At 63.0% G+C, this 12,412-nt stretch carries 8 protein-coding genes; 1 reads left to right on the forward strand and 7 read right to left on the reverse strand.

Features of this window, described 5'->3' with window-relative positions:
* Positions 1-63: 63 nt before the first annotated feature.
* From JFN90_RS03865 to rnr, 6 genes are all read right to left on the reverse strand, one after another.
* A complete protein-coding gene (locus tag JFN90_RS03865) occupies positions 64-918 on the reverse strand; it encodes a shikimate dehydrogenase (RefSeq protein ID WP_199393781.1) in 855 nt (284 codons plus the stop codon).
* Positions 918-2,774 (reverse strand): protein O-mannosyl-transferase family, encoded by a 1,857-nt coding sequence (locus JFN90_RS03870; protein WP_199393782.1) that lies wholly within the window; start codon positions 2,772-2,774, stop codon positions 918-920. The genes JFN90_RS03865 and JFN90_RS03870 overlap by 1 nt, the downstream gene beginning before the upstream one ends.
* The gene (locus JFN90_RS03875; RefSeq protein WP_199393783.1) at positions 2,764-3,792 is read right to left on the reverse strand and encodes a lysylphosphatidylglycerol synthase transmembrane domain-containing protein; all 1,029 of its coding nucleotides are present in this window, start codon (positions 3,790-3,792) and stop codon (positions 2,764-2,766) included. Before JFN90_RS03875 ends, JFN90_RS03870 begins: the two co-directional genes overlap by 11 nt.
* Positions 3,793-3,909: 117 nt before the next feature.
* Positions 3,910-4,902 carry a bifunctional riboflavin kinase/FAD synthetase gene (locus JFN90_RS03880; protein WP_199393784.1) on the reverse strand — a complete coding sequence of 331 codons (993 nt, stop codon included), beginning with the start codon at positions 4,900-4,902 and terminating at the stop codon, positions 3,910-3,912.
* Positions 4,903-4,917: 15 nt separating this feature from the next.
* The gene (gene tatC / locus JFN90_RS03885; protein WP_199393785.1) at positions 4,918-5,766 is read right to left on the reverse strand and encodes a twin-arginine translocase subunit TatC; all 849 of its coding nucleotides are present in this window, start codon (positions 5,764-5,766) and stop codon (positions 4,918-4,920) included.
* An 81-nt stretch (positions 5,767-5,847) separates the two neighbouring features.
* Positions 5,848-8,061, reverse strand: a complete 2,214-nt coding sequence (rnr, locus tag JFN90_RS03890; RefSeq protein ID WP_199393786.1) for a ribonuclease R — start codon at positions 8,059-8,061, stop codon at positions 5,848-5,850.
* Positions 8,062-8,413: 352 nt separating this feature from the next.
* On the opposite strand from rnr, the gene JFN90_RS03895 reads away from it, so the two are divergent.
* Positions 8,414-10,528, forward strand: a complete 2,115-nt coding sequence (locus JFN90_RS03895) for a lytic transglycosylase domain-containing protein (protein WP_199393787.1) — start codon at positions 8,414-8,416, stop codon at positions 10,526-10,528.
* Between the two features lie 79 nt (positions 10,529-10,607).
* Here the strand turns inward: JFN90_RS03895 and JFN90_RS03900 are convergent, their stop codons facing one another.
* Positions 10,608-12,245 (reverse strand): sensor histidine kinase, encoded by a 1,638-nt coding sequence (locus JFN90_RS03900; RefSeq protein ID WP_199393788.1) that lies wholly within the window; start codon positions 12,243-12,245, stop codon positions 10,608-10,610.
* Positions 12,246-12,412 lie beyond the last annotated feature (167 nt).

Consider the following 12,412-nt stretch of genomic DNA (forward strand, 5'->3'; position numbering starts at 1 on the left):
GGGGGTTAAATAACTGGTGAATGGTATTTTGTAATCGCCTTAATGTCAAGAAATTGCTCAAACCTACAGGAGCGCGGCCAGCGCCCCTTCCATGCACCCCTTGGGAGCCGTGGCCCCGGTCCAGATCCGGAAGGCAGCTTCCCCCTGCGCCACCAGCATCGCGAAGCCGTTGGCGCAGGGAATGCCCAGCGCCCCGGCCTGCGCCAAGAGCGGAGTAACCGGGGGCGCATAGACCATATCGTACAGACACGCCCCCGACTTGAGCGAGGAGAGGGCGAACCCGGCAAAGGAGTCGCCGGCCATCCCCACCGAGGTGGTGTTGACCACCAGGTCGAAAGAGCCCGTGAACCCGGCATCGGAGAGGGAGTCGAGCCCGCGGGTCGTGAAAGCGGTCTGCGTCAGGCGTGCAGCGACCAGTTGCGCCAGCGCCGCGGCCGTATCGAGGGAGCGGTTGGCGATGGTAACCCCGGCGGCCCCGGCCAATGCCAGCGAGACCACGGCGCTGCGGGCAGCCCCCCCCGCACCGAGCACCAGGACGTTCTTACCGGCCGGGTCGAAGCAGAGCTTTTCGCGCAGGGCGGCGATGAGGCCGATGCCGTCGGTGTTGTGCCCGGTCAGCTTTCCTTCCCGCGCAACCACGGTGTTGACCGCGCCGATCAGCTCGGCCTCCGGAGTCACCTGGTCCAGCAGGGGGATGATGGCCACCTTGTGCGGGATGGTGACGCTGAAACCCGCCACGCCCACCGACTTGAGCCCGGCGATCCCTTCGGCCAGCCGCTCCGGGGGCACCGGGAAGGGAACGTAGACCCAGTCCATGCCGAGGGCCTGGAAGGCGGCGTTGTGCAGCACCGGCGAAAGTGAATGGGACACCGGCCAGCCGATGATCCCGGTTACCGTGGTCTTGCCCGTAATGGTCATCACTGCGCCCCGCTCGCCTTCAGGATAGCGTCGATCTGCGGCTTGTTCTCCGGCGAGATGGCCGCCGCGATCTTGAGGTCGCGGACCGCCGCCTCCTTCTGCCCCATGCGCAGCCGGGTCTGTCCGGACTCGATCAGGGCGGCGGCGTAGATCAGGATCGCCTTGCCGGTATCGAGGTCGCGGAAGAACATGTCGTGATCCCCGAGGACGCCGCGCAGCGAGTAGATGGGCCAGCTGTCCAGGTCGGGCGGAAACTGAGGCACGCTGGGGTTGTCCAGCCGAAAGGTGATGCCGCGCTGATGCAGCACGAAATTGCTGAAGTTGATCGAGTACTTGGTGGAGAAGTCAACGAAGACGGGGCGACGACTGTACTGCTCCATGACCGAGGTGAGCAGCGTGTTGTCCGGTGAACGGTAATCCATCGGCAGCTTGTACAGCTGGCTCCCTTTGAACATGCGGGGCATGCTGTCCAGATACCAGTCGAACACCAGGTGCGGAGTGTGCGGCAGGTCGAGGTCCTCGCGCATCCGCTCCACCCCCTGCAGGTACCAAAGCGGAAAGGCGCCGGAGTCGCCCCAGGTGTACATCACCGCGTCCTGGGGCAGCGACCGGAGCGTGTTGGTGGCGTAGTCGAAGGCGATGTAGTTCTCGTGCTGGTCGTTCTCCACGAAGTTGCGGGCGAAGATGGTGAGCGGGAGCATGAAGAGCAGCGCGATGAGCCCCAGGCGCAGCGGCGCGGAGTCGGGCAGACGCTGGCTCGCCTCCTTGAACAGTGCGAAGAGCCCGATCCCGATGAAGACGGCGGTAAGGAGGTACAGCGGGGTGAAGAATTCCTCGGTCAGAAAGACGAGCTCACCCGGCGTATTGAAGTAGCCGACGATCACCGCCAGGAAGGAGCCGAGGGCGATCAGGTAGCCCAGCACCAGTTCGCGCTTTTTGTAAAAGAAAAAGACCAGGCCGATGATGAGGAGCGCCATGCCGACCGCGGTGAATTCGTAGGGGACGTTGAAGGCATTCAGCTGCGCCCAGAGCAGGTTCAGGTCGCGGACCGGCTTCTCGGTCGGATACCCCTTGCGCAGGATGTTCCAGAGAAACTGCTCCAGGTTCTTCGAGTCCCCCCAGTTGAGCACCGGGTTCCGGAAGGCCCGCACCACCAGGTGCAGGTGTATGCCGAAACCGAGCACCCCGAAGGCGAAGGCGATGAAGAACTCCTTGAAGCGCAGGATGACGCGACGGTCGGCGGACCAGAGCAAAAAGGCGTAGGTGGGGATCATCAGCACCATGATCTGGTGCGCGCCCGCGCCCAGGCCGCAGAGAAAGGCCCCCAGGTAGACGTAGGCGGGGCGCTCGTCACCGTCCAGGAAGCTCTCCCTCCACAACAGCATCAGGTAGAAGACCACCGCGCAGATGAAGGCCAACAGGGGATAGGGCTTGTCGTGGTTGGACTGCAACCAGAGCCTCGCGCTGCAGGCGAAAGTGACGGAGGCGGCCAGGGCTGCGAGCTTCACCGGCAGTCCGGCGAACCTCCCCTGCCACAGGGTCTCCTCCCCTTCCAGGAACTTCACCGTTAAGAGGTACACGCCGTAGCAGGCAAGGCCCGCTGAGACCGCGGTGGCGAAGTTGACCCTGAAGGCGATGCTGCCGATGGGGAGGAAGGTGAACGGCTTGGCGTAGTTGATGAACAGCGGGTACCCGGGGGAGTGCGCGACGCCCAGTGACGCGATGGCGGTCAGGAACTCGCCGCTGTCGAAAAAGGTCACCGTGGGGGCCAGTGTCAAAAGATAGATGAACAAGGGGATGCAAAAGGCCAGGATGGCGCAGTGGTCCAGCCTGCCGAGGATGCCGTTATTGTTCACGCAATTGCTCCTGAGAGGTATTTTCGCTGATGTTCCTGATGGAAAGCTTGTCGCGCCACAGACAGCAAAGGCCGGCGACGGTGACCGGGAAAAAACCCATGGCGTGAATAACGATGGCGATGCTCAGGGCGCGCTCGCTGCCGATCAGGAAGGCGGACAGGGCGGTGACGCAGGCCAGGTGGTGGGTCCCGATGAAGCCGGGGGAGGCCGGCACCATGACCGCGAAGACCAGGAAGACCATGATGAACATGGCAGCCGTCGGCGGCAGTACCACGCCGAAGGCGCGCAGCATCAGGTCCACGGGCCAGATCGCGGTGGCCCAGATCAAAAGCGAGCTGACCAGAATACCCAGCACGGAGCCGGCGCTGCCGGGGAAGCGGATGCCGGAGATGAAAGAGCGCAGCACGCCGTCGATCTTCTGGGCCAGGTGCGGGGCGACCGGGCGCACCAGGCGCGTCACCACGCCGAGGGTGAACTCGGTGTGCCGCCTGAGCAGGAAGAGAAAGGTGAGCACGGCAAGGTAGAGCCCGAAGGTAATGTAGCCGCCGGTGACCAGCGCGCGTTGGACCCCTTCCATCCCGGCTGGAAGCTTGATGGTGAAGAAGGTGATCACCAGCACTAGGAGCACGGTGAAGCCGTCGCAGAGCCGATCTAAGACCAGCGAGGCGAATACGGCGCTGGTGCCGATCCCTTCCTTGTTTCCCAGGGAGTAGGCGCGCACCAGTTCACCAAGCCGCGCCGGCAGCAGGTTGTTGGCCATGTAGCCGATCAGGGTGGAAGGGAACAGCTTGCCGAGGCTGGTCTTCTTAATGGGGAGCAGCAGGAACTTCCAGCGCACGGCGCGCAGGTAGTAGCTGACGAAGGTAAGGAGCAGCGCCGGCGCCAGGTAGCGGTAGTCCAGCCCCGCGAAGGCATCGGCCATCTTGTGGAAGTCGATTTTCCGGAAGAGCAGGATCAGGCAGAGGGCGCTGATGACAAGGCCGACCAAGAGCTTTTTATCGAGTTTTCGTGTGAACAATCAGGCTCCTGTCTTCGGTTCTGCTCTAGTCAGCGCGGGGAGCCCGCGCGGGGACTGGCTCCGCCAGGTGCCGGTCCCCCTTCTTGGCGCCAGGTGCCTGACCCCTTTGCTGGATGATCAGTGGGTGTCCTTGGCCGGCGCCGTCATGCAGTCCCAGTCGCCGCCGCTTTCCGAGGCGACGGGCCGAACCTCGCGGAGGATCTCGCGGCAGCGCTCCACGTCGGCCGCGATGGCAATCTTCAGTTCGTCGATGCTCGCGAACCTCTTCTCGCCGCGCAGCCGCTCGATAAAGAAGAGGGTGATCTCGCGGTCGTACAGGTCCTCCTCGAAATCGAGCAGGAACACCTCGATGGAGAGGTGGCCGTTGCCGAAGGTCGGGTTGGGGCCGACGTTGCAGGCACCGTCCAGGAGCCGGTCCCCCAGGCAGACCTTGACCGCGTAGACGCCGACCGACGGGATCAGGTCTTTCTCGGTATCGATGTTGGCGGTGGGAAAGCCGAGCCCCCGGCCCCGCTCGTGGCCGTGCACGACCTTGCCGGTGATGGAGAAGTGCCGTCCCAGAAGCCGCGAGGCGGCGGCGACGTCACCTGCGCTCACCAACCGGCGTACCGCGGTGGAACTGTAGACGGTGGCGCCGTCGGAGATGGGCTGCAGCTCCTCGACGCTGTAGCCAAAGCGCGTGCCGAGCTCACGCAAGAGCTTCACGTCCCCTTCCCGCCCGCGCCCGAAGGCGTAGTCGTAGCCGATAACCAGCCGCTCCAGGCCGATCGCGTCCACCAGCACCCGCTGCACGAATTCGGTGGCGGGCATGGCGGCAAAGGTGCGGTCGAAAGGGATCTCGAGGAGATAGTCGATGCCGGACCCCTCGATGAGGGCCTGCTTCTCGCGGCAGGTAGTGATCAGCCGCACCTCTTGGTGCGCCGCGACCACCTTCAGGGGGTGCGGCGCGAAGGTGATCACCACGGAAACCCCGCCGATCTCGCGGGCCAGCTCCCTCACCCTGCGGAAGATCTCGCGGTGCCCGAGATGGACGCCGTCGAAGTTGCCGATAGTGACCACCGGGCGGCGCAATTTTTCCCTTATGTCGGAAACGCTACGAAATATCACCATGAAGGGAACGGATCCTCAGGCCTCGGCCGGTTCGACGGGCGCAGGGGGGAGTTTCTTCTTCCCGAACAAAAGCGCGACCCAGATGCTGATCTCGTACATGAGATAGAGCGGGATCATGATGACGAACATGGTCACCAGGTCCGCGTGAAAGGCGGCGACTATGGCGCTCGCCAGGAGCGCGTATTTCCTGCGGGTCGCCAGCATCCGGTAGTTGACGATGCCGAAACGGGCCAAAAGGAGCGCCAGGATCGGGAGCTCGAAGATGAGGCCGAACATGAGGATCAGGCGCAGGCAGAAGTTGATGTAGGACGAGATGTTGTACCAGCTCTGCAGCCCGCTCGCCTCGTAGGAGAGCGAGAAGTTGATGATCACCGGCCAGATGATGATCAAAAAGAACATGGCCCCGGTGCAAAAGGCGAGCGACGCCGTGGTCACGAAGGGGACCACCATGCGCCGCTCCTTGCGCGTCAGCCCCGGCGCCACGAAGAGCCAGAACTGGTGGAACAGGACCGGGAGCACGATGACCAGGCCGGCCAGCATGGAGATCTTGCACTGCACGAAGAACGGCTCGAGCGGCGCGCTGTAGTTCAGCATGCGCGGCTTTTCCGCGACCGCGTGTTCCTCGCCCAGCTTCATGCGCTGGTACGCTTCCGGGTAGCTCTGCTTCACCTTCTCGTACAGGGATTTCTTTATCTCGGACAGGTAGGTCTTGCCGGTCAGCGGCTGCTCTACGAACTTCAAGAGGTCGGTGGAAAAGTTCCAGGCGACCCCCATGCCGATGATGATGGCGAAAACGCAGACGATGAGCCGTTTGCGGAGTTCTACCAGGTGCTCCATGAACGGCAGTACCTTTTCTTCAGCCATAAAACGTGTATCTCCTAATTAATACCGCGCAGAGCTCAAACTAATTCTATACCACAGCGCGGAAAGCCAGCGCAACAGCTTTCAACGGCGCTTTGGCTTGGGTCGCTTCCCCTTGATGGGGATGCGCTGATAGGCGTTGCGCACGTCGGCCACGGGCTCGATGGGGCGCTTCTCCAGGGTACCGATCAGGGCGAACTCCACCTGCTTGCGCGGCTCGTTCACCGCCGCCACCTTGACCCGGATCTTGTCGGCGATGCGGTACATGGCGCGGCTTCTCTCCCCCACCAGGGCGTGGCTCTTCTCCAGGTGCACGTAATAGTCCTGCGGGAGGGTCGCCACCGGGACCATCCCCTCCACAAAGAGATCGACCAGTTCCACGAAGAGGCCGAAGGGGGCGACGCCGGTGATGTAGCCGTCGTACTCCTCGCCGATCTTGTCGCGCATGAACTGCATCTTCTTCAAGTCGACCATCTCGCGCTCCGCCTCCATGGCGACCCGCTCGCGCTTGCTGGTGTGCAGCCCCGTTTCCGGAAGCCGCGCCTCCAGCCGGTCCTTGTCCGCCTGCTTCATCTTGCCGGAAAGCACCCTTTTCAGGATACGATGCACCACGAGGTCCGGATAGCGACGGATGGGCGAGGTGAAATGGGTATAGGACGAGGCGGCCAGGCCGAAGTGCCCCAGGTTCTCGGCGCTGTAGCGCGCCTGCTTCATGCAGCGCAAGAGCACCTCGTTGATGAGCCGCTCCTCTGGTTTGCCGATCACCTCGGCCAGGAGCTTTTGCAGGGCAACCGGGCTCACCTTCTCGTCCACTACCTTCATGATATAGCCGAAACCAAAGACGAACTCGGAGAGGTCCTGCAGCTTGGCCGGGTCCGGGTTCTCGTGGATGCGGTACAGGGACGGCACCGGGGTCGTCTCCAGGAAATGGGCCACCGCCTCGTTCGCCGCCAGCATGAATTCCTCGATGATGCGGTGGGCGAGGTTTCTCTCGGCGCGCACGATGGCCGTGGTCTCACCCTGCAGGTCCAGGATGATCTGCGGCTCGGGAAGGTCGAAGTCGATGCTCCCCCTCCCCTTGCGCACCGCGTTCAGCCTGAGGGAGAGTTCCTCCATCACCTTCAGGTCGGCGACCAGGTGCCGGTTCGTCTCGATCGCCTCGGCGTCCTGGTCCACCAGGACCTTCTTGACCGTGGTGTAGGTGAGCCGGGCCGCGCTCTTGATCACGCTGGTATAGAACTTCTGGTCCACCCGCGCCCCGTCCGAGTCGAAGAGCATCTCGGCGGTCATGGTGAGGCGGTCCACCTGCGGGTTCAAGGAGCAGATGCCGTTGGAAAGCTGTTCGGGGAGCATGGGGATGCAGCGGTCCGGGAAGTAGACCGAGGTGCCGCGCAGGTAGGCCTCGGTATCGAGGCGGGACCCTTCGGCGACGTAGTGCGAGACGTCGGCGATGGAGACCCAGAGCCGGATCTTGTCCCCTTCGCGGGCGACGGAAACCGCGTCGTCGAAATCGCGGGCGGTCTCGCCGTCGATGGTGACGGTCTGCCTCTGGCGCAGGTCGACCCGCCCCTGGATCGCCTCCTCGGTGACCTGCTGCGGCTGCTGTTCCGCCTCGGCCATCACCTTTTCGTCGAAGACGTGGGGCAGCTCGTACTTCTTGATCACGGTGAGCACTTCGACTTCCGGGTCGTTCGCCTCACCCAGCACCTCTATGATGCGTCCCTCCAGGGGGCGTGCGCCCACCGGGTACGAGGTGATCGCCGCCAAGACGATCTGGCCGTCCTTGGCCTTCAAGGCGCCGCCCGCGGGTCCCGGCGTCACGAACAGGTCGCGGCCGAGCTTGGGGTCGTCCGGGATGACCCGTCCCCCCTTGCCGACCGCCTCGAAGCGCCCTACGATCTCGGTGACGCCGCGCTGCACCAGGGCCAGGATGCGCCCTTCCCTTTTGCCGTCGCGCCTGGTGGAGACCACCTGGGCCTCCACGGTATCGCCGTTCATGTATTCCGTAAGGTAGCGCGCCGGAACGAACAGGTCCTCGCCGCCGTCTTCGGGCATCACGAAGCCGTATCCGTCCCGGTGGGTGGAAAGCTTGCCGCGCAGGGTGTCACCCGCCCCGGCCACCGTGTAGATCCGCCCCGGCAGCTTGGCGATCTCGCCGGTCTCCACCAGGTAATCGAGCATGTCGTCCAGGCGTCCCCGCTCGTGCCGGGATACGTTGAGCGCCTTCAGCATCTGCCGGTACGGTACCGGCTCCCCCTTGCCGAGCAGCCTCATGATCGCGTCTTTGCCTTTACGCATTACAGAACCCCTTCGGGAAATTATTGAAATCAGTACCGTTGGATAATGCAGAACCCCTAAAGGAAAGTCAAGAAGAGGCGGGAAGGCAGTTATCGATTGCGTCCGTAAAAGCGATCAACGTGTGTCCACCCCTCTCCCTCCGGGAGAGGGTGCCCGAAGGGCGGGTGAGGGCCCTGCCGGCAGCGGTCATTTTGTCCCTGCCCCCCCCTCACCCTAGCCCTCTCCCGGGGGGAGAGGGATGTTGATGCATGCGGTGGAAGATCCTGCATAAATCTTGGGTGCTTTTGGATTGCCTTTTCGCCGTGGGTTGGGTACAAATACGGGTTAGCTTTTGTAACGACAGGGAGTAGCCATGTTTTGCCGTACCATTGCAGCAGCAGCGTTCGTGTTGTACGCCACCCTTCCCGCCTCCGCCGTCAACCTCAACAAACCCGACACGTCGCTCAGCGCAGCCGCCCAGCGCATGCAGGTCAAGGATTTCCGCGGCGCCCGCGAGGCCGCTCTGGGCATCAACGACCCGGCCCTGCGCTCCTTCATGGCCGGCATCGCCGCCGCCAAGATGGAACAGTGGGACGAGGCCGCAACCCAGCTCCCCGCCGCTGCCGAGGGATACCCGCTCCTGGCCGACTACGCCCTCTACTACCAGGGGCTCGCCCTTTCCAAACTGCAGCGCCACGACCAGGCTCTCCCTCCCCTGTACAAGCTGCTCAAGGACCACCCCGGCAGCCGCCTGGCGCGCCAGACCCTGATCCTCTACGCCGACACCCTGGCCGCCGCGGGTTACCCCAAAGAGGCGCAGCAAAGCTACGCCACCTTCGTGGAACGCTACCCCTCCGGCACCGACTCCATCTCCGCGCTCTTCGGTTCCGCGCTCTGCAAAATCAAAACAGGCGATGCAGCGGCGGCCGCGGCCGTCCTGCGCAACATCTATATGGTCTACCCGGCCTCCCCTTTTGCGGACAAAGCGGCAGTCGAACTGCAGGGGCTCGCCGCACAGGGGATCAAGGTAGATCCCTACACCAGCGCGGAACTCTATAAGCGCGCCGGCACCCTGTACGACCTCGGCCGCAATCTGAAGGCGGCGGAGGCCTACGCCGAGATCCCGCTCGCCGGCGAGAGCGAGGAGTTCGCGCGCAAGGTGAAGTTCAAGAAGGGGCAGGCCCTGTACAAATCGAAGCGTTACCAGCAGGCGCAAAGCACCTTCAGCTCACTGCCGGCCAACACCGAGGCCGATCTCTGGCTGGCGCGCACCCTGGACAAGGCGGGCAAGGGAGACGAGGCGCTCCAACTCTTCCTGAAGCTCGGCCAGGACGCCAAGAGTGGCACCGTGGCCCAGGAAGCGATGTTGGAGGCGGCCTACCTGAAGCGCTTCCAGAGACAATGGAGCCAAGCTGTGCCGCTGTTCAAGAAGTACCTGGCCATGGTGCCCAGCCAGAAAAACGGCAACGTGCTCTGGGAAGCAGCCTGGTGCAGCTACCAGGCCCATGACTACCAGGAGGCCGCCGCGCAGTTCAGGAAACTCGCCGAACGCGAGGACCTGCGGGACAAAGCGCTCTACTGGCTGGCCCGGACCCTCACCCTCACTGGTGACGACCAGGGCGCCCAGTCGGTCTTAGCCACCCTGGCCGCCGAATTCCCGCTCGGCTACTATGCGCTGATCAGCAACCAGTTCCAGGGCGGAGACGCGCTGCCGCAGCCCCCGAAGAACATGGCAGAAGTGCTCCCCATGCCGGCTGGCTTCGAGCGCGAGAAGGCGCTCATCACCCTCGGGCTCTTCGAAGAGGCCGCGCGCGAACTTTCTCTTTCCAAGAAGGGGAAAAACCCGGCGGGAATCGCGAGACTGTACCTGGAGATGGGCAACTACAACGGCGCCTACAACACCATGGCCAACGAGAAGCCCAGGCGCGGCGACAAGGACAACACCACCATCCTCGGCGTAACCTATCCGCTCGCCTTTCGCGACGACGTCGCCAAGAACGCCGCTGCCAGCGCCGTTCCCGAGAGCCTGGTGTACGCGGTGATGCGCACCGAGAGCAACTATTTTCCGGCAGCCCTTTCGCCGGTCGGCGCGGTAGGCCTCATGCAGATCATGCCCTCCACCGCCGAGGCGATGTCCAAGGGTGATTCCAAACGGCTCACCAACCCCGACCTGAACATCAAGCTGGGCGCCCGGCACCTGAAGGACCTGCTGGAGTTGTACGACAGGAACCTCACCCTGGCCGTCGCCGCCTACAACGCCGGGTCGGGCAACGTGAAACGCTGGCAGAAGGCCTATGGCGACTTGCCCCAGGACGAGTTCGTGGAGAGCATCCCCTTCAGGGAAACGCGGGAATACGTGAAGAAAGTGGTGAGCGGCATGCAGATGTACCAGAAACTGTACCGCCTTCCCCCTTTCAAACAGGACCAGCAGAAGGTGGCCCCTAAGGGAAATCAGGCGGGCGCGCAGCAAAAGTTCGCCATGCGCTAGGGGCTGGATGGATTTGCACCATGCCCGATCGGCGCGGCGCAAGGTGACCGCCTTAAGGAAAACCTGCTTGCGAAAGCAGTCAGGATGGGGTGATGTCGTGGGCTGATCGGCCGTCGGCTCCCCGGTACCAAGGAATGGTGAAATAGAAGGTGCTCCCCGCACCTTCGCGACTCTCCGCCCAGATCCTTCCGCCCAGCTTCTCGACGATCTGGCGGGTGAGCGCGAGCCCCAACCCGGTGCCGCCGTGCTGCCGGGTCAGGGAGGAATCGACCTGGGTGAACCTGCCGAAGATTCTCTCCAACTGGTCTGACGGAATGCCGATACCGGTATCGCGCACCGAAAACAGGATCATCCCTTCCTCATCCTTCGGATCCGCCGGCATCACCTTCAGCTCTATCGCACCCTGCTCGGTGAACTTCAAGGCGTTCCCCAGCAGATTCACCAGCACCTGCCGCAACCGGCCCTGATCCCCGACCATCGCGTCGGGAAGGCTCCCGTCGACGTCCCAGGTAAGCTTCAGCCTCTTTTCCTCGGCCACCAGGCAGACAACTTCCAGCGCCGATTTCACCACCCCCTGCAGCGAAAACGGTTTCTGCTCGAAGGTCATCATGCCGGCTTCCAAACGGGCGAAGTCGAGCACGTCGGAAATGATCCTGACCAGGGAATCGGCTGAGCGCTTCGCCATATCCAGCAGGGTTCGCTCCTCCGCACCTATATCCATGTCCAGCACCAGCTTCATCATCCCCAGCGCACCGGCCAACGGCGTCCGCATCTCGTGGCTCATGTTGGCCAGGAATTCCGTCTTAGCCCGGTTGGCGGCCTCCGCATTACTCTGGGCGATGGCCAGATGCTTCCCGGTCTCCAAAAGGGCGACTTCATACTGCTTGCGCTCCTCTATCTCGCTCAGCAATAGCTCGTTGCTTTGGCGCAGCGCCGCGGTCCGCTCCGCCACCTCGTGTTCGAGCAGTTCCTGCTGAGCCCGGAGTTCCTCCTCGGCATCCCTCCTGGCTTGAATCTCGGCGACAAGCTGCGTGTTCAGGTGCTCCACCCGCACCTTGGACTGCTCCAGGGTCTCTATCACCTCGCGGTTCTCGTACTTCAGGAGTAGAGACGAGGTATTGAGGGCGTAGTTATGCAGGGAGATGCGCCACAGCAGGAGACAGAAGACCAGTACCATGGTGGCCATCACCAGGTGGAAGGTGTCGTTGATCGCGATGAAGTGCACGGTAAGCGGCAACAGGGTCGGCAATGCAAAAGCGGGATAGGCATGCTTCACGGTGGCAAAGGTGGTGGACGCCCCAGCGGCCATCCCCCCCAGTACGAACGCGATGAACACCTCGTATGCCAGCACCCCGTCGTCAAACGGGAGCACCCCGATGCCCCCCCAGCACAGACCGGCCACGACCAGTCCTGCCAGGAACCGGTTGGCCCACCGCTTGGCCTCTGCCGGATGGCGACTGCTTTTCAAGTAGCTGAACGTGAGCAACAAGCGCAGCCCCGTTAACAGGATGACCAGCGCCAACCAGGCTGTCAGATAGCTGAGCCGCATCACGTTCTTAAGCACCAGAAATACCAGTAGTGCGTTCACGACCGCAGCAAACATCCCGTACGGGGCAAGCCGGAACAGTTGATCCACCTGCTCGGCAAATATCTGTCCCTGAAACCGCTGGTAGTTTGGCATGCTGCCCGCTTCCTCGTTCCACCCGTACTTACTCATGTGGGCTCCCTCGGCGCAGGTTAATCCAGGCAAGGCGCCGAACCACATTAAGATACCATAATCTTATATACATGTAAGGAACGGGACGCGAAGACACTTCTCACAGCATGAGGTAAGGAAGCAAGGGACTGATTGGTTTATGAGGGAAGGCTACAGCCGGGCAGTCT

It is taken from the genome of Geomonas propionica, assembly GCF_016458235.1.
Taxonomy (GTDB): Bacteria; Desulfobacterota; Desulfuromonadia; order Geobacterales; family Geobacteraceae; genus Geomonas; species Geomonas propionica.